Here is a 16,333-nt window from a genome sequence, read left to right on the forward strand (position 1 = left end):
GAACGCGGGCCTTTTTGTGTCCGTAACGAACCTCGATCAGCCGAGCTTGGTCTTCAGGATCTCGTTGACCACCTGCGGGTTGGCCTTGCCCTGCATCGCCTTCATCGTCTGGCCGACGAAGAAGCCGAACAGCGCGACCTTGCCCTCCTTGTACTGGGCAACCTTCTCGCCATTGGCGGCCAGAATCTCGTCCACCTTCGCCTCGATGGCGCCGGTATCGCTCTCCTGCTTGAGGCCCTCGCGCTCAACGATAGCGGCAGCGCCGTCGCCGGTTTCGATCATGATCTCCAGCACCTGCTTGGCGATCGAACCCGAGATCGTGCCCTTGCTGACCAGCGCCAGCAGTTCGGCGCCCTTCACCGGCGTGATCGAGGACTCGGTCAGCGAGGTGCCCGACTTGTTGAGCGCGCCGAACAGTTCCGAGATCAGCCAGTTCGCCGCCTGCTTGGCAACGTCCGCCGGGCTCTTGTCCGATGCCGCCGCCGTCTCCGCCAGCAGCACCTCGAACCAGCGCGCGGTATCGACGTCCGCCGTCAGCACCTGCGCGTTGTAGGCCGAAAGGCCCAGCTCGCCGGTGTAGCGAGCGCGCTTGGCGTCGGGCAGTTCGGGCAGCGAGTTGCGGCAGTCTTCCAGGAACGCGTCGTCCAGTTCCAGCGGCAGTAGGTCGGGATCGGGGAAGTAGCGATAGTCGTGCGCATCTTCCTTCGAACGCATCGAGCGCGTGGTGCCGGTGGTGGGATCGAACAGACGGGTTTCCTGCACGATCTTGCCGCCGCTCTCCAGCACGTCGACCTGACGCGAGGCCTCGTGCTCGATCGTCTGCATGACGAAGCGCACGGAGTTGACGTTCTTGGTTTCGGTACGCGTGCCGAACGGTTCGCCCGCCTTGCGCACCGAGACGTTGACGTCGCAGCGCATCGAGCCCTGATCCATGTTGCCATCGCACGATCCGACATAGCGCAGGATCTGGCGCAGCTTGGCAACGTATGCCCCGGCCTCGGCAGGCGAGGTCATGTCCGGGCGGCTGACGATTTCCATCAGCGCCACGCCCACGCGGTTGAGATCGACGTAGGACATCGTCGGGTGCTGATCGTGCATCAGCTTGCCCGCATCCTGCTCGACGTGGATGCGCTCGATGCCGATGACCTTGTCTTCGGGGATACCGGCCTTCTCGTCCGCCTCGATGGTCAGCGAGCCTTCGCCCACCAGCGGGTGGTAGAGCTGGCTGATCTGGTAGCCCTGCGGCAGATCGGCGTAGAAGTAGTTCTTGCGGTCAAAGCGCGACCACTTGTTGATCTGCGCCTCGATCGCCATGCCGGTGCGCACGGCCTGACGGATGCACTCGCGGTTCGGCACCGGCAGCATGCCCGGCATCGCCGCGTCGATCAGCGAGACCTGCGTGTTCGGCTCGGCCCCGAACGCGGTCGCCGCGCTGGAGAACAGCTTGGAGTTCGAGGCGACCTGCGCGTGGACTTCGAGGCCGATGACCACCTCCCACTCACCCGTGGCGCCCTGGATACGATAATTGCTCATATTACCACCACTTCTCCGGCTTGGCCGCGAACTGCGCGCGCGCCTCGATGGCGAGGCCGGCGTTGAGGACACCCTGTTCGTCGAAGGCCTTGCCGATCACCTGCAGGCCGAGCGGCAGACCCTCGCGGTTGAGACCCGCAGGCACCGACATGGCAGGCAGGCCCGCCAGCGAGGCGGGGACCGCGAACACGTCGTTGAGGTACATCTTGAGCGGATCATCGACATTCTCGCCAAGGCCGAAGGCGGCGCTGGGCGCGGTCGGCGCGAGGATCACGTCGCAGTGCTCGAAAGCCTTGGCGAAGTCCTGCGCGATCAGCGTGCGGACCTTCTGCGCCTGCGTGTAGTACGCATCGTAGAAGCCCGCCGAGAGCACATAAGTGCCGATCAGGATGCGGCGCTTCACCTCGGGACCGAACCCGGCGGCGCGGGTGGCAGCGTACATGTCCTGAAGGTTAGCCCCTTCGGGCAGGTCGCGCAGGCCGTAGCGCACGCCGTCATAGCGCGCGAGGTTCGACGAGGCCTCGGCAGGCGCGATGATGTAATAGGTCGGCAGCGCGTACTTGGTATGCGGCAGCGAGATCTCGACGATCTCGGCCCCTGCATCCTTGAGCCAGGCGATGCCGTCGTCCCACGACTTGGCCACGTCCTCGTCCAGACCCTCGACGCGGTATTCCTTGGGAATGCCGACCTTCTTGCCCTTGAGGTCGCCCGACAGCGCGGCTTCCCAGTCGGGCACCGGCATGTCGAGGCTGGTCGCATCCTTGGGATCGAAACCGGCCATCGCTTCGAGCATGATCGCGCAGTCCTGCACCGAGCGCGCCATCGGCCCCGCCTGATCGAGCGAGGAGGCGAACGCGACAACGCCCCAGCGCGAACAGCGGCCATAAGTCGGCTTGATGCCGGTGGTGCCGGTGAAGGCGGCGGGCTGGCGGATCGAGCCGCCGGTGTCGGTGCCGGTCGCAGCCGGGCACAGGCGTGCGGCGAGCGCGGCGGACGAACCGCCCGAGGAACCGCCCGGTGCCAGCGGGGCATTCCCGCCATCGTTGCGCTTCCACGGCGAGATCACGTTGCCGAAATAGCTGGTCTCGTTCGACGAGCCCATCGCGAACTGGTCGAGGTTCAGCTTGCCCAGCATGCCGCAGCCTGCATCCCACAGCTTCTGCGAGACGGTCGATTCGTACTGCGGCTTGAAGCCTTCCAGCATGTGGCTGGCAGCGGTGGTCTGGACGTCGAAGGTCGCGAACAGATCCTTCATGCCGATGGGCACGCCGCCCATCTTGCCCAGAGCCTCGCCCTTGGCCCGCTTGGCGTCGATCGCCTGCGCGGACGCTATGGCAGCTTCGGGCGTGGCGACGATGAAGGCGTTCAGCGCATCCTGCGCTGCGGCGACATTGGCGTTGAACGCCTCTGCCACTTCGACGGCGGTGAAATCGCCCTTGGCAACGCCGTCGCGGATGTCGGCTACGCCGAGTTCGGTAAGGTCAGTCATTCTTTCTCACCCATCACCCCTTGCGCAAAACCATCGCGGGTTCGCATCGGGGCAGAAGAGGAAGCGGGACCCCTGCATTTGCAGGGGTGACGAAACAAAGGAGTAAGGCGCGAGGCTCGCGCGCTTACTCGATCACCTTGGGCACGCCGAAGAAGCCATGCTCGGGCGCGGGCGCATTGGCGAGCACCGCGTCGCGGCGGCCACCGGCGGTCAGCGGATCGGCATCGATCACGTCGTCGCGCAGGCGCAGCGTGTTGGGGATGACAGCGGTCATCGGCTCGACCGCGCTGGTATCCACCTCGCCCAGTTGCTCCACCCAGGCCAGAATGCCGTTGAGTTCGGGCACCATCGCGCCCAGTTCGTCCTCACCCAGCTTGATGCGGGCCAGACTGGCGATCTTCGCCACCGTTGCGGTATCGACCGACATGGCTTTGCTTGCTTCCTTCGGATGGTTCTTGCGTCGGATAAATCGAATGGCCCGGCAAGCGCGCGACACGTCGCGGCCACCAAGCCTCATGCCCGCGCTAGCAGGCACCGGGTGCGGCATCAAGCGGGAGCCCCCGCTGGATGCGCGCGATCAGGGTTGTTGGGGTTGCCCTGCTGCTGGCGTCGCAGCGTCAGACGACGTATCGGAAGGGGCGGCCTGCTGCCCGGCAGCTTGCGCCGCTTCCTTCTCCCGATCCGCCTGAGCAGCCTGCATCTGCGACATCATCGCCTGAAGCTCGGCCTGCGTCTTGAAGTCCAGCAGCGTGACTTCAAAAGTCAGATCCGTGTTCGGCGGGATCGGCCCACCGCCCTCGGCGCCGTAGCCCAGCTCGGACGGGATCACCATGCGATAGGTGCCGCCGCGCTGCATCTGCACCAGCCCCTGCGCGAAGCCGGGAACGACCTCTGCCAGCGGCATCACCGCGTTCTCGTTCTGGTCGAACACGGTGCCGTCGGGCAGCATGCCCTTGTAGTTCACCAGCACGTAGTCATCGACAGCAGGCTTGGCGCCTTCACCCGGCGCCAGCACCGTGACCGTCACGGCACGCGCGGGCTTTGCCGGAGCCGGGGCCGCTGCGGGAGCCGCTGCTGCCGCAGGTACGGTTTTCGCCACAGGCGCTGTCTTCGCCGCAGGCACAGCCAGAACCGGCGCCGCCACGAAGGCAGCACCGGCAAGAAGAGCCGCGCCGAGGCCGCGCACGATCGTCGTCAACGAAAGGCCCGCCGCGATCAGGGCTGGGTCGCCGGCGCGGCGCCTGCCGCGTCGGGAGCACCGGCCGGAGCACCGGCAGCACCGCCTGCTGCGCCACCCTGCATCTGCATCTGCATTTGCTGCATCTGCTGGATCTGCTGGATTTCAGCGCGGGTCTTGTAGTCGATCAGGTCGATGTCGAAGGTGAGGTCGGTGTTCGCCGGGATCTTGCCGACGGCCTTGTCGCCATAGGCCAGCGACGAGGGGATCTTCACTTCGTACTTGCCGCCGCGCTGCATCTGCACCAGCGCCTTGGCGAAGCCGGGGATCACGCCGTTCAGTTCCATCGGCACCTGATTGGCCTGATCGAACACCTGACCGTCGGGCAGCATGCCCTTGTAGTTGATCAGCACGACATCATCGACCGTCGGCGAATCGCCCTGGCCCTTGGAAAGCGTGACCACCTTCACCGAAGCCGGAACGGTGGCGTAGGCGATTCCCGCCGCGGCAATCGCGAGGACGACAACGCCGCCCCAGATCTTGCCCAGCGAGCCCTTGGCGACAGGCTGGAGCGGAACGCGGGTGATCTCGGTCATGGTCAGGGGCCTCGTTGGGATATCGCGTTGATAATGTCGCGGTTGTTATGTCTGCGCCGACCAGCTGCGTGCCCCGAGGACCGGAGCGCACAAATGCAAGAAGGCGCGGATGGTTCGTCCGCGCCCTCATGGCTCAAGCAGGTCCGGCGTTCAAGCGTGAACGCCGTATGGCCTGTCGTTTCCCCGTTCTAAAAATGCATCCGCAGATGCAGCGGGGAACAACGACTTACTTGACGCCGTCGCGCTCCATGCGCTTGCGCTCCAGCTTGCGGGCGCGGCGAACAGCAGCAGCCTTTTCGCGAGCACGCTTTTCCGAGGGCTTCTCGAAGTGACGGCGCAGCTTCATTTCGCGATAGACGCCTTCGCGCTGCAGCTTCTTCTTGAGCGCACGAAGGGCCTGGTCAACGTTGTTGTCGCGAACGAGAATCTGCATAAACTGACACACCTCACTGGTAGGGCCCAAACTCCGCATGCCGACGCGGCGGACCCTGAAAATGAAAACCGATACCGTGCCCGATTCCCTTACGAGACGGCACGAAGTTGGGCGCCGCTAGCACCGTGCGGCACGAAAGGCAAGCAATCTTGCCGGGAGAACCGCTTAAATACGCCCGGCAAGGCCCTGCTTCAACCCTCGCGCACCACGGAAATTACCCCGCAGCGAGTCCGAATCGACGCTCGCGCCATATAGATCGCCTGCACACGATTGGAAATCCGCCGATTCCCGGCTAAGGGCCTGCAATGCCCATTCCCAATTTCCTCGGCGCATCGCTGCTAGTGGCAGCCGGTGGCGCGCTCGGCTCGTGGCTGCGCTTTGTCGTCGGCCTTGGCTGGAGCGCCCTGCTTGGCCCTGCCCGCGCCGGGGCATTCCCGATTTCGACCCTGACGGTCAACGTGCTCGGCTCGCTCGCCATGGGCGTGATTGCGGGCCTGTTCGCGCGTCACGGCAGCCATGGCGAATCGGCTCGCCTGTTCCTGATGGTCGGCGTGATGGGCGGTTTCACCACTTTCTCCTCGTTCTCTCTCGACGTGATCTCGCTGGCCCAGCGCGGCCAGCCGGGGCTTGGCATGTTCTATGCCGGGCTTTCGGTGCTGACCGGGATCGTCGCGCTGGTAGCGGGACTTTCTGTTGCGAGAGCGATCTGATGACGTACGATCCCCATACCCCTTCCTCCGACAGCGACAGCGTTCGCCAGTTCACCGTCGGCCATGACGACGATGGCGTCCGGCTCGACCGCTGGTTCAAGCGCCACCTGCCACAAGTCGGTTTCGCGACCGTCTCGCGCTGGGCGCGCACCGGACAGATTCGCGTCGACGGCAAGCGCGCCGATGTCGACACCCGCCTTGCGCCGGGGCAAGTGCTGCGCGTGCCGCCGGGCGGCGATCCGCGCACCAATGCCAACGGCGAGCGCGTGCGCCGCGAACTGACCGAGGCCGAGCTGGAACTCGCCGATTCGATGGTCATCACGCAGGACCGCGCGGCGATCGTGCTCAACAAGCCGCCGGGCCTTGCCACGCAGGGCGGCAGCGGCACGCACCAGCATGTCGATGGCCTGCTCGATGCCTATGCCGACCGTGGACCGCGCCCGCGTCTGGTCCATCGTCTCGACAAAGACACCTCGGGCGTCCTGCTGATCGCCCGCACGCCGGGCAGCGCCTCGTTCTTCTCGAAGCGCTTTTCGGGGCGCACCGCCAAGAAGATCTACTGGGCGCTGGTGATCGGCGTGCCGTCGATCTCGGACGGGATGATCGAACTGCCGCTCGCCAAACAGCCGGGCACCGGCGGCGAGAAGATGCATGTCGACGAGGAAGGCGGCCAGTCGGCGCGCACCCGCTATCGCGTGATCGACCGCGCGGGCAACCGTGCCGCCTGGGTCGAGCTGCACCCGCTGACCGGACGCACCCACCAGTTGCGCGTCCACATGGCCGCAATCGGCCACCCGATCGTGGGTGACGGCAAGTACGGCGGACAGGACGCGTTCCTGTCGGGCACCATCAGCCGCAAGATGCACCTTCATGCCCGTCGCCTGATCATCGATCACCCGGACGGCACCCCACTGGACGTCACCGCCGAGCTGCCCGAGCATTTCGCCTCCTCGCTGGCTGCGCTCGGCTTCGAGGAAAGCGAGGCGCCCGATCTGCCCGAAGGTCCGGCCGAGTTCACCAAGGAAGACCAGAAGCGCGCCGCCAAGCAGCACGCCAAGGAATACCGCAAGGAACGCCGCGGCGAGCGTCGCAAGCGCACCGATGGCCAGTCCGGCCAGACCCGCCCCTCGCGCCCCGGCAGCAAGCCTGCCGGGAAACCGGGCGGGAAGCCCGGTGCCAAGGCCGGTCCGCGCGGTACGGGCAAGCCTGGTGGCAAGCCGGGCGCCCGTTCAGGCGCGAGCCGTCCGGCGAGCGGCGGACGCCCCTCGGGTAGCGGTCGCCCGGCAGGCGGCAAGCCCTCGGGCCGTCCCTCGGCACCGCGCGGAAAGCGTTGAGATGAAGCTGGCGGTCTTCGACTGCGACGGCACGCTGGTCGACGGGCAGGCACCGATCTGCGAGGCGATGGAAGGTACCTTCGCGCAGTTCGGCCTGCCCGCGCCCGACCGTAATCGCATCCGCCGCGCGGTCGGCCTCTCGCTGCCGCAGGCGATGCGACAACTGCTGCCGGACGAAACCGCCGAGATCCACCACGGCCTCGCCGATGCCTACAAGCAGTTGTTCCGGCAGGCGCGCACCGAAGGGCGCGTCTCGCAGCCGCTGTTTCCGGGCATTGCCGACCTGCTGCACGCGCTGGTCGATGCCGGATGGACGCTCGGCGTCGCGACCGGCATGTCCGACCGTGGCCTGACGCACTGTCTGGTCGAGAACGGCGTCGCAGGGCTGTTCCACACGCTTCAGACTGCCGACCGGCATCCGTCCAAGCCGCACCCCGCCATGCTGGAAGCCGCGCTGTTCGAAGCCGGAGCACAGCCCCAAGAGGCGGTGATGCTGGGCGATACCGTCTATGACATGCATATGGCGGTGAACGCGGGCACACGAGCAGTCGGTGTCGACTGGGGCTATCATCAGCCGCAGGAACTGACGGAGGCAGGCGCCGAATGGGTTGCCCACAGCCCCGAGGCGCTGCGCGCGCATCTGCTGGGATGAGAGCGACCGACCCGGCAAAGGGGCGATTTTTCGCCCTTCAGGCCTTGCGCCTGGGCGGCGTGGCGCTGGTGATCATCGGCCTGCTGCTGGCCGAGGGCCGTCTCGGCATGGTAACGGGTGACGGCGCACGATACGGCGGCTATGCGCTGCTCCTTCTCGGGCTGGTGGCGATTTTCCTCCTGCCTGCCCTGCTGATCCGTCGCTGGAAGTCCCCCGAATGAAGCGCTTCTATACCGCCGCCGCCATCGACCAGATTTCCGAAGGCTGGCGCGTCGTGCTCGACGGGCGACCGATCCGCACGGCTGGTGGTCGCGCGCAGGTGGTGCCGAGCGCGGCGCTGGCACAAGCGCTGGCCGCCGAATGGAACGCGCAGGGTGAGACGATCCATCCGGCCTCGTTCCGGCTGCGCGATCTCGCCGACTTCGCGCTTGATGTCGTCACCGACGACCGCGCCGCGCTCGCCCAAGGTCTGCTGCCTTACGCCGAGACCGACACGCTGTGCTATCGCGCCGATCCCGAGGATGCCCTCTACGCGCGCCAGCAGGCGGTGTGGGAGCCACTGCTCGCCCGGATCGAGGCCGATCTCGGCGTTCGCTACACGCGCATTTCGGGGATTATCCACCGCCCTCAGCCCGAGGAAACCCTCGCGACCCTGCGCGCGAAAATCGAGAGCGAAGATGCCTTCACGCTCGCCGCGCTGAACATGCTGGCCAGCCTTGCCGCCTCGCTGTCGATTGCCCTGGCTGCGATCGCACCGGATGCCGAGGCTGAAAGCCTGTGGAACGCAGCCAATCTGGAAGAGGACTGGCAAGTCGAACTATGGGGTGAGGATCACGAGGCGACACAGCGCCGCGCGATCCGCTTCGAGGCGTTCAAGCTGGCAATGGACTTCGCCCGCCTCTCGCGAAGCTGAACCCTGACGGAGCGGGAGGCGCCGTAACGCCCCCGCCGCAGCGATCAGAAGTTGACGCCGAGCGCGACCACACCCTGGTGGCGCGAAACACCGTACTGGTAGTTCGAATAGCGATACTCGGCCTTCAGGAACAGCTTCGAGGTCAGATCGACCTGTCCACCCGCGCCAAGACGGAAGCCATCAAGATCCTTGTGCGCTTCGACATGGGTGCCGTCCACCGAGGCGCTGGCGATAGCGCGGGCATTGGTGTAGCCGCCAAGCAGGTAAACCTTCGAGCGCTCGCCCACGGTGGTTCCCAGACGCACCAGTGCCGCAAGATCGCGGCCGGTCTTGATACAGGCGCGGTCGCCATCGTCCGACACGCAAGCGCGGGTCTCGCTGTCTCCGAACGAACCCATCGCGCCCACGAAGATCCCACCCTGCATCTGGTAGTCGTACCCACCCGATACGCCATAAGCGATATTCGCGCGGGTCTCGCCCTCGGCATGAACCACGTCCACGCCGGTTTCCGCCTGAACCCATGCCTGTGCGTTCGCGACATGAGGAACGGCAGCCAGAACCAGAGCGGCACCAGCGGTCAAAATCGACTTCATTTCATGACTCCCTGTTTTCCATCGCCCGGATCATGACCCGGTCGGGGCCGCGCCCTTCGACAGAAAAACAAGCATAGTCAATAAGATGACAGATTTTTAACGGTACTATTACACGCAGCGTTCGATGGTGTTTCCATCAAAAGGCCGTCAACAGAGCCGATCACCCCTGCGTCTTCATCCAGTCGGCCACCTGCTGGGCGACCTGATTGGCGGCGGTGTTCAACGCCGGGCCGACGGCAGCGGCCTTGGCCTCGACATTGGGGACGCTCGCCTCGAAACGGCGGGTCACGACCTTGGCGCCGGGCTGGTTGAGGATCGCATCGAACCGCACCACCACGGTGTGCGTCGCGGCGACATAGCCCATGTCGAGCAGGCGACCGCTGAGCACGGTCTGGCCCGGCTCCTCGAAATCGCTATCGACCACCACCAGCTTGCCGGAATTGGCCCGGATGGTTTCGGCCAGCAGATCGCGGAACTCGCGCGTCGGCTTCTCCATCCAGCTCGCATCCTTGAGGTAGGCGATGCTGGAATTGTCGACACGCACGGGCACGCGCATCACATCGAGGCTGCGGTCGGCATCGGGTTCGGTGATGACCAGCGCGTCCTTGAGCGAGGCCGAGGCCAGATCGCCGCTGGGCGCACTGTGCGCAGGCGTCAGCGAGAGCAGCTGGTTGGGCACCTTGGGCGCCAGCGAGATGCAGCCCGACAGCGCGGCGCAGGCCGCGCCCGACAGCAACAGTCCCTGCGTCAGGCGAGCCATGCGGCTAAGGGAAATGGCGTTCATCGCTCTGGTCCTCATGGCTTGTAGTCGGGCAGCTTCTGCCCCTTGAACAGCGCGCCCGCGCCCTGCTCGTCGATCTTTTCGGTGACGGAACGCAGCGCCTTGCTGGTCGCGCGCAGGTCGCGGATCGCGGCGTTGGCGGCCGGAAGCGTCTGGTCAGAGACTTCCTTGAACGCGGGCTGCGCGGTTTGCAGCGTGACGTTCAGCTGGTCCATCGAGGCCTGCGCCGAAGCCAGCGTCTTGCGCAGCTGATCGGCCAGCGAGTTGCCCTTGCTGCCCAGCAGATCGTCGGCCTTGCCCGCCACGCCCTGGAACGCGGCCAGCGTCTGCGTCGCCTGATTGAGCGTGCCCTGCAGTTCCACCAGCGTCTTCTGGACCTGCGGCGAGGCATCGGCCAGCTGCTTGGTCATGACATTGGTGTTCTGCAGGATGCCGCCGATCGCCTTGCGGTTATCGGCAGAGAGCAGCTGGTTGAGGTTCTCGGTCAGCGTGGCGAGGCGCTCCATCAGCAGCGGCGCATTGGCCAGCACTTCGCTGAAAGCGCCCGGCGTCGTCGGGATCACCGGCACGCCGTCCGGCCCCGGCTCGGTGATCGGGGCCGCGCCCTTCACCGCACCTTCCAGCTGGATGTCGGATACGCCGGTGAAGCTCGACTGGATCGTCGCAGTGGTGCCGATGGTGATCGGCACGTTCTCTTCCACCTTGATGCGCACGCGGATGAAGCTGGGGTCCTTGGGCCACAGCTCGATCTGCTTCACCTGCCCGACCGGCACGCCCGAATAGGCAACCTCCGATCCTTTCGCGAGGCCATCGACCGACTGCTTGAAGAAAATGTCGTACTGCTTCTGCTCGTGCTGGTTAAGCCGCGCGATCCACAGGACGAAGACCGCCAGCGCCGCCACCAGCACCAGCGTGACCGCGCCGACCCACAGATTGTTGGACCGAGTTTCCATGCCGTGTTCCTAGGTTTCCTGCGCTGTAGGTGTGGTGTCGTCGAACGAAAGCGAGGTATCCGGCTCGTCCGTGCCTTCGGCCTCGTTGCGGAGTTCGGTCGCCTGTGCCGCCCGCCCACGCGGCCCCTTGAAGTATTCCTCGATCCACGGATGGTCGAGCGCCAGCAGTTCCGGGATCGTGCCGACCGCGATCACCTTCTTCTCCGCCAGCACCGCCACCCGGTCGCAGATCGCATAGAGCGTATCGAGATCGTGGGTGATGAGGAAGACAGTGAGGCCCAGCGTCTCCTTCAGCTCCTTGATGAGGCTGTCGAACGCCGCCGCGCCGATCGGGTCGAGACCCGCCGTGGGCTCGTCGAGGAACAGCAGTTCGGGATCGAGCGCCAGCGCGCGGGCGAGGCCAGCGCGCTTCTTCATGCCGCCCGAAAGCTCGCTCGGGTACTTGAAAGAGGCTTCGTCCGGCAGGCCGGAAAGGCGCACCTTGAAGCGGGCGACTTCCTCCAGCAGTTGGTCCGAAAGCTCGGGGTAGAACTGCTTGAGCGGCACCTGCACGTTCTCACCCACGGTCAGCGTCGAGAACAGCGCACCGCCCTGGAACAGCACGCCCCAGCGCGAGCGGATGTCGAGGTCTTCCTCCTCGTTCGCCCCGGTCATCGAATGACCCAGCACAGTGATCTCGCCGTGACTGGGATGCTGGAGCCCGATGATCGAGCGCATCAGCACCGACTTGCCGGTGCCCGATCCGCCGACGACGCCGAGAATCTCGCCCTTGCGCACCTTGAACGAAAGCTCGTCATGCACGAGGTGGCTGCCGAAGGCGTTGGTCAGCCCTTCGACGACGATGGGATATTCGCCATAGTCCTCGGACACCGGCACGTCTGCCGCCTCGGTTTCAGGGAGCGTGCTCATTTCCAGCCGATCTTGGTGAAGAACACCGCGAAGAACGCGTCGAGCACGATCACCGTGAAGATCGCGGTGACGACCGCCTGCGTGGTGCGCGCGCCGACTTCCTCGGCGTTGGTGTCCACCTGCATGCCCTGATAGCAGCCCGCCAGCGCGATGATCAGCGCGAAGAACGGCGCCTTGATCAGACTGATCCATACGTCGCTGATCGGCACCACTTCCTGCGTGCGCTGGAGGAAGGTCAGGAAGGGAATGTCGAGTGCGAAGTTCGAGATGAAGGCGCCGCCGATGATCGCCAGTACTGAGGAATAGAAGCCCAGCAGCGGCATCATGATCATCGCCGCCAACACGCGTGGCACGACCAGCGATTCCATCGGATCGACGCCGATGGTGCGCATTGCGTCGACCTCCTCGGTCAGCTTCATCGTGCCGATCTGCGCCGCGAAGGCCGAGCCCGAGCGGCCCGCGACCATGATCGCGGTCATCAGCACACCCAGTTCGCGCAGCGAGAGGCGCCCCGTCAGGTTGATCGTGTAGATCTCGGCACCGAACTGCTGCAACTGCACCGCGCCCTGCTGGGCGATGACGATGCCGATCAGGAAGCTCATCAGCCCCACGATCCACAGCGAGTTCACCCCCACATGCTGCATGTGGTGAACCAGCGCCGTCCCGCGAAGGCGCGAAGGGCGGCGGATCGTGCGACCGAATGCGCTGACCAGCGCACCGAAGAACGCTACCGAGCGCAGGAAACCATGGCCCCAGTTGATGACCACTTCGCCCAGTTCGGCAATGCTGCGGATGATGATGTTCGAGCGCGGGAGCGGCTCGGCCTTTTCGGTGTGATCCTCGATCCGGCCGATCGCCGTGAACAGGCGCTTGGCCATGTCGCTTTCGCCGACGATCTCCAGCCCGTGCTCGCGCGCATGGCTCATCACGATCCAGGCACCGCTGGTGTCGATGTCAGTGACGCCCGACATGTCGATTCGGGTAAACTGCCCGCGCCGTTGGGAAATCCGGCGATCGAGATCGCCAAGCGCGTGGACGCGCAGCGATCCCTTTAGCGCCAGCGTGGTGGCGCCATCGTCGTTTTCCGACAGAGAGAAGTCAGCCCAGTCCCGCATGTGCGCTCGTATTGGGCGAAAATGCGTGCACCGGCAAGAGGTTCCCGAGCGTCGACGAAATGCCGGGCGAATTACACAAGCCCGTTGCCGCCGGCCTCAGCGTTGCTTCGCGCTTGCACGCATGCGCCCGCGCTGGCAAAGCCCCGCGCCATGACCGAAAACTCTGGTGAAATGCTCGACAAGACCTTCGATCCGGCGGGGATCGAGACCCGCTGGTATGCCCATTGGGAAGCGAACGGCCTGTTCCGGCCCGAACGCCCCGATGCCGCGCCCTTCACCATCGTGAACCCGCCGCCGAACGTCACCGGCTCGCTCCACATCGGCCACGCGCTCGACAACACCTTGCAGGACATCGTGATCCGTCACGAGCGTCTCAAGGGCAAGGACGCGCTGTGGGTGGTCGGCACCGACCATGCGGGCATCGCCACGCAGATGGTGGTCGAGCGCCAGATGGAAGCCGCAGGCGACAAGCGCACGAACTACACGCGCGAAGGCTTCATCGACAAGGTGTGGGACTGGAAGCGCGAGAGCGGCGGCACCATCACCGGCCAGCTGCGTCGCCTCGGCTGCTCGATGGACTGGTCGCGCGAGCAGTTCACCATGGACCCGCACTTCACCAGGGCCGTGGTCAAGGTCTTCGTCGACCTGCACAAGCAGGGCCTCATCTATCGCGACAAGCGTCTGGTGAACTGGGACCCGAAGCTGAAGACCGCGATTTCCGACCTTGAGGTCGAGACGCGCGAGATCAACGGCTCGTTCTGGCACCTGAAATACCCGCTCTCGGACGGTTCGGGCTATATCCACGTCGCCACCACCCGTCCCGAGACGATGCTGGCCGACATGGCCGTGGCCGTGAACCCCGAGGACGCGCGCTACAAGGATCTCGTCGCGCGCGGTGCCACCGTGACGCTGCCGATCACTGGGCGCGAGATTCCCATCGTCGCCGACGAGCACGCCGACCCGGAACTGGGCTCGGGCGCGGTGAAGATCACGCCGGGGCATGACTTCAACGACTTCGAAGTCGGCCGCCGCGCCGGAATCGAGGCGCGCGACATGCTCAACATGCTCGATGCCGAGGCGAAGGTCTGCCAGACCGCCGACGGCCTCGTACCGTCCGAATTCATCGGCATGGACCGCTTCGACGCGCGCAAGCTGGTGGTCGAGATGCTCGACGCCGATGGCCTGCTCGAAAAGGTCGAGGACCGCGTGATCCAGACGCCTTACGGCGATCGCGGCGGCGTGGTCATCGAGCCGTGGCTGACCGACCAGTGGTACGTCGATGCGGCCACGCTCGCCGGGCCGCCGATGGAAGCGGTGCGCTCGGGCGCGATCGAGATCGTCCCCAAGTCGTGGGAGAAGACCTTCTTCAACTGGATGGAGAACATCCAGCCCTGGTGCGTCTCGCGCCAGCTGTGGTGGGGCCACCGCATCCCGGCGTGGTATGGGCCGAAAAAGGTTTCAGACTCTGCGCTCAGCTACTCAACACACGAAAAACCGGATGGGCAGATTGAGTTCTCTGGCGTCGAAATATTTGTAGCAGAGACTGAAGAAGAGGCGCTGCGCCTAGCTAACGAATTTTACGGTCCTGAATATCAAGCATACATTGCCGATGGCCCCCTCGATGAGAGGGATGATCTTACTTTACCGATTTGGCGCGACAACGACGTGCTCGACACCTGGTTCTCCTCGGCGCTATGGCCTTTCGCCACGCTCGGCTGGCCGGAAGTCGATGCAACCCCCTCCCCGTTCGCATCGAGCGAAGTCGAGATGCCGCGCGATGGTGTCTCGACTGCGCTCGACACGAACGGCCGTCAGAGCCTGCTCGCCAAGCACTACCCCAACGATCTGCTCATCTCGGGCTTCGACATCCTGTTCTTCTGGGATGCGCGCATGGCCATGCAGGGCATCCACTTCATGAAGGAAGTGCCGTGGAAGCGGCTCTATCTCCATGGGCTGGTGCGCGCGGCGGACGGCGCCAAGATGTCGAAGTCGAAGGGCAACGTCGTCGATCCGCTCGGCCTCATCGACCAGTACGGCGCCGACGCGCTGCGCTTCTTCATGGCCGCCATGGAGAGCCAGGGCCGCGACGTGAAGATGGACGAGAAACGGGTCGAGGGATACCGCAACTTCGCCACCAAGCTGTGGAACGCCGCGCGCTTCTGCCAGTCCAACGGCATCACCGCGAGCACCTCGGTCAAGGCCCCGGCCGCGACCACAGCGGTCAACCGCTGGATCATCGGCGAAGTGGTCGAAACCGTCGCCGCGCTCGACAAGGCCATGGCCGACCTGCGCTTCGATGCCGCCGCCAACGCGATCTACCACTTCGTATGGAACCAGTTCTGCGACTGGTACATCGAGCTTATCAAGGGATCGTTCGACGACGAGACCAAGGCCGTCGCCGGTTGGGTGCTCGACCAGATCCTCGTCATGCTGCACCCGTTCATGCCCTTCGTCACCGAAGAGCTGTGGAGCAAGATGGGCACGCGCGAGAGCGAACTGATCGTCGCGAAGTGGCCCGCGCCGGAAGCCGAAGTCGATGCTGCCGCCAAGGCCGAAGTCGAATGGCTGATCGCGCTCGTCGGCAACCTGCGCGGTGCGAAAGCAGAACTCGGCATTGCACCGGGCGCGCGTCTTACCGCCTATCTCGGCAATCCCTCGGAGGCGACCCGCGCGATCATCGAGCGCAACGGTAGCGCCATCGACCGCCTTGCCCGTCTCGAAGCGATCCGCTTCGAGGCTGCGCCTGCCGGTCCTGCCATGCAGATCGGCGCAGGCGATGCGACGCTCGTTCTCCCGCTCGAAGGCGTGATCGACATCGCGGCGGAGAAGGCCCGTCTGGAGAAGGCGCTCGCCGCCTCGCAGAAGGAAGCCAAGTCGCTCGAAGGCCGCCTGTCGAACCCCAAGTTCGTCGAGAAGGCCAAGCCGGAAGCCATCGAAAAGGCTCGCGCCGACCACGCGCACCATGCCGCCGAGGCCGAACGCCTCGTCGCCGCCCTCGCCCGCCTGGGCTGAGGATAGACCTTACAAAAAGGCCCCGCTCTCCACCGAGAGCGGGGCCTTTTTTGTGTGCGAACGAGCAAAGGCTCGTTCGAGCGCGGCATCGGCCCACGCCCCCACCCACCACCCGACGGAAGTATGCTCAACG

General features: G+C 65.3%; 17 protein-coding genes. 6 read left to right on the top strand and 11 right to left on the bottom strand.

Going from position 1 to position 16,333, the window contains the following annotated elements:
* Positions 1-36: 36 nt before the first annotated feature.
* The 6 genes from gatB to rpsU all read right to left on the bottom strand — a co-directional run bounded on the left by gatB (position 37) and on the right by rpsU (position 5,228).
* A complete protein-coding gene (gene gatB / locus CI805_RS20365) occupies positions 37-1,533 on the bottom strand; it encodes an Asp-tRNA(Asn)/Glu-tRNA(Gln) amidotransferase subunit GatB (RefSeq protein ID WP_260928631.1) in 1,497 nt (498 codons plus the stop codon).
* Between the two features lies 1 nt (position 1,534).
* Positions 1,535-3,022, bottom strand: a complete 1,488-nt coding sequence (gatA, locus tag CI805_RS20370) for an Asp-tRNA(Asn)/Glu-tRNA(Gln) amidotransferase subunit GatA (RefSeq protein ID WP_260928632.1) — start codon at positions 3,020-3,022, stop codon at positions 1,535-1,537.
* A 124-nt stretch (positions 3,023-3,146) separates the two neighbouring features.
* Positions 3,147-3,449 carry an Asp-tRNA(Asn)/Glu-tRNA(Gln) amidotransferase subunit GatC gene (gene gatC / locus CI805_RS20375; protein ID WP_260928633.1) on the bottom strand — a complete coding sequence of 101 codons (303 nt, stop codon included), beginning with the start codon at positions 3,447-3,449 and terminating at the stop codon, positions 3,147-3,149.
* A 150-nt stretch (positions 3,450-3,599) separates the two neighbouring features.
* Positions 3,600-4,220: an FKBP-type peptidyl-prolyl cis-trans isomerase gene (locus CI805_RS20380; protein WP_260928636.1), complete on the bottom strand. Its 621-nt coding sequence runs from the start codon at positions 4,218-4,220 to the stop codon at positions 3,600-3,602.
* A 17-nt stretch (positions 4,221-4,237) separates the two neighbouring features.
* Complete coding sequence (locus tag CI805_RS20385; RefSeq protein ID WP_260928637.1) at positions 4,238-4,795, bottom strand: FKBP-type peptidyl-prolyl cis-trans isomerase; 558 nt, start codon at positions 4,793-4,795, stop codon at positions 4,238-4,240.
* Positions 4,796-5,021: 226 nt separating this feature from the next.
* Positions 5,022-5,228: a 30S ribosomal protein S21 gene (rpsU, locus tag CI805_RS20390; protein WP_054440590.1), complete on the bottom strand. Its 207-nt coding sequence runs from the start codon at positions 5,226-5,228 to the stop codon at positions 5,022-5,024.
* 305 nt (positions 5,229-5,533) lie between these two features.
* Between rpsU and CI805_RS20395 the strand changes: the two genes are divergently transcribed.
* The 5 genes from CI805_RS20395 to CI805_RS20415 are packed head-to-tail and all read left to right on the top strand — an operon-like array spanning position 5,534 to position 8,837.
* Positions 5,534-5,938 carry a fluoride efflux transporter FluC gene (locus tag CI805_RS20395; protein WP_260928642.1) on the top strand — a complete coding sequence of 135 codons (405 nt, stop codon included), beginning with the start codon at positions 5,534-5,536 and terminating at the stop codon, positions 5,936-5,938.
* A complete protein-coding gene (locus CI805_RS20400) occupies positions 5,938-7,272 on the top strand; it encodes an RluA family pseudouridine synthase (protein WP_260928643.1) in 1,335 nt (444 codons plus the stop codon). Before CI805_RS20395 ends, CI805_RS20400 begins: the two co-directional genes overlap by 1 nt.
* Position 7,273: 1 nt before the next feature.
* The gene (locus tag CI805_RS20405; protein WP_260928644.1) at positions 7,274-7,924 is read left to right on the top strand and encodes an HAD-IA family hydrolase; all 651 of its coding nucleotides are present in this window, start codon (positions 7,274-7,276) and stop codon (positions 7,922-7,924) included.
* A complete protein-coding gene (locus CI805_RS20410) occupies positions 7,921-8,145 on the top strand; it encodes a hypothetical protein (protein ID WP_260928645.1) in 225 nt (74 codons plus the stop codon). The genes CI805_RS20405 and CI805_RS20410 overlap by 4 nt, the downstream gene beginning before the upstream one ends.
* On the top strand, positions 8,142-8,837 hold the full coding sequence (locus tag CI805_RS20415; RefSeq protein ID WP_260928646.1) for an ATP12 family chaperone protein: 696 nt from the start codon (positions 8,142-8,144) through the stop codon (positions 8,835-8,837). The genes CI805_RS20410 and CI805_RS20415 overlap by 4 nt, the downstream gene beginning before the upstream one ends.
* 44 nt (positions 8,838-8,881) lie before the next feature.
* Here the strand turns inward: CI805_RS20415 and CI805_RS20420 are convergent, their stop codons facing one another.
* The 5 genes from CI805_RS20420 to CI805_RS20440 form a co-directional block, all read right to left on the bottom strand.
* Positions 8,882-9,430: an outer membrane protein gene (locus CI805_RS20420; protein ID WP_260928647.1), complete on the bottom strand. Its 549-nt coding sequence runs from the start codon at positions 9,428-9,430 to the stop codon at positions 8,882-8,884.
* 160 nt (positions 9,431-9,590) lie between these two features.
* Positions 9,591-10,214 carry an ABC-type transport auxiliary lipoprotein family protein gene (locus CI805_RS20425; RefSeq protein WP_260928650.1) on the bottom strand — a complete coding sequence of 208 codons (624 nt, stop codon included), beginning with the start codon at positions 10,212-10,214 and terminating at the stop codon, positions 9,591-9,593.
* Between the two features lie 11 nt (positions 10,215-10,225).
* Positions 10,226-11,164: an MlaD family protein gene (locus tag CI805_RS20430; RefSeq protein WP_260928652.1), complete on the bottom strand. Its 939-nt coding sequence runs from the start codon at positions 11,162-11,164 to the stop codon at positions 10,226-10,228.
* Between the two features lie 9 nt (positions 11,165-11,173).
* Positions 11,174-12,073, bottom strand: a complete 900-nt coding sequence (locus tag CI805_RS20435) for an ABC transporter ATP-binding protein (RefSeq protein ID WP_260928654.1) — start codon at positions 12,071-12,073, stop codon at positions 11,174-11,176.
* On the bottom strand, positions 12,070-13,188 hold the full coding sequence (locus CI805_RS20440) for an ABC transporter permease (protein WP_260928656.1): 1,119 nt from the start codon (positions 13,186-13,188) through the stop codon (positions 12,070-12,072). The genes CI805_RS20435 and CI805_RS20440 overlap by 4 nt, the downstream gene beginning before the upstream one ends.
* A 150-nt stretch (positions 13,189-13,338) precedes the next feature.
* Here CI805_RS20440 and CI805_RS20445 point away from each other — a divergent pair, with 150 nt between their 5' ends.
* Positions 13,339-16,200, top strand: coding sequence for a valine--tRNA ligase (locus CI805_RS20445; RefSeq protein WP_260928660.1), 2,862 nt, complete (start codon positions 13,339-13,341; stop codon positions 16,198-16,200).
* Positions 16,201-16,333: the final 133 nt, after the last annotated feature.

It is taken from the genome of Novosphingobium sp. 9, from assembly GCF_025340265.1.
In the GTDB taxonomy this organism is placed as follows: domain Bacteria; phylum Pseudomonadota; class Alphaproteobacteria; order Sphingomonadales; family Sphingomonadaceae; genus Novosphingobium.

What these genes read in the sequence shown, in the direction of transcription:
- CI805_RS20440 (WP_260928656.1), bottom strand. Translation starts at nt 13,188, where the DNA reads ATGCGGGACTGGGCTGACTTCTCTCTGTCGGAAAACGACGATGGCGCC.
- CI805_RS20405 (WP_260928644.1), top strand. Translation starts at nt 7,274, where the DNA reads ATGAAGCTGGCGGTCTTCGACTGCGACGGCACGCTGGTCGACGGGCAG.
- CI805_RS20385 (WP_260928637.1), bottom strand. Translation starts at nt 4,795, where the DNA reads ATGACCGAGATCACCCGCGTTCCGCTCCAGCCTGTCGCCAAGGGCTCG.
- rpsU (WP_054440590.1), bottom strand. Translation starts at nt 5,228, where the DNA reads ATGCAGATTCTCGTTCGCGACAACAACGTTGACCAGGCCCTTCGTGCG.
- gatC (WP_260928633.1), bottom strand. Translation starts at nt 3,449, where the DNA reads ATGTCGGTCGATACCGCAACGGTGGCGAAGATCGCCAGTCTGGCCCGC.
- CI805_RS20410 (WP_260928645.1), top strand. Translation starts at nt 7,921, where the DNA reads ATGAGAGCGACCGACCCGGCAAAGGGGCGATTTTTCGCCCTTCAGGCC.
- CI805_RS20425 (WP_260928650.1), bottom strand. Translation starts at nt 10,214, where the DNA reads ATGAACGCCATTTCCCTTAGCCGCATGGCTCGCCTGACGCAGGGACTG.
- CI805_RS20400 (WP_260928643.1), top strand. Translation starts at nt 5,938, where the DNA reads ATGACGTACGATCCCCATACCCCTTCCTCCGACAGCGACAGCGTTCGC.
- CI805_RS20395 (WP_260928642.1), top strand. Translation starts at nt 5,534, where the DNA reads ATGCCCATTCCCAATTTCCTCGGCGCATCGCTGCTAGTGGCAGCCGGT.
- CI805_RS20420 (WP_260928647.1), bottom strand. Translation starts at nt 9,430, where the DNA reads ATGAAGTCGATTTTGACCGCTGGTGCCGCTCTGGTTCTGGCTGCCGTT.
- CI805_RS20415 (WP_260928646.1), top strand. Translation starts at nt 8,142, where the DNA reads ATGAAGCGCTTCTATACCGCCGCCGCCATCGACCAGATTTCCGAAGGC.
- CI805_RS20445 (WP_260928660.1), top strand. Translation starts at nt 13,339, where the DNA reads ATGACCGAAAACTCTGGTGAAATGCTCGACAAGACCTTCGATCCGGCG.
- CI805_RS20430 (WP_260928652.1), bottom strand. Translation starts at nt 11,164, where the DNA reads ATGGAAACTCGGTCCAACAATCTGTGGGTCGGCGCGGTCACGCTGGTG.
- gatB (WP_260928631.1), bottom strand. Translation starts at nt 1,533, where the DNA reads ATGAGCAATTATCGTATCCAGGGCGCCACGGGTGAGTGGGAGGTGGTC.
- CI805_RS20435 (WP_260928654.1), bottom strand. Translation starts at nt 12,073, where the DNA reads ATGAGCACGCTCCCTGAAACCGAGGCGGCAGACGTGCCGGTGTCCGAG.
- gatA (WP_260928632.1), bottom strand. Translation starts at nt 3,022, where the DNA reads ATGACTGACCTTACCGAACTCGGCGTAGCCGACATCCGCGACGGCGTT.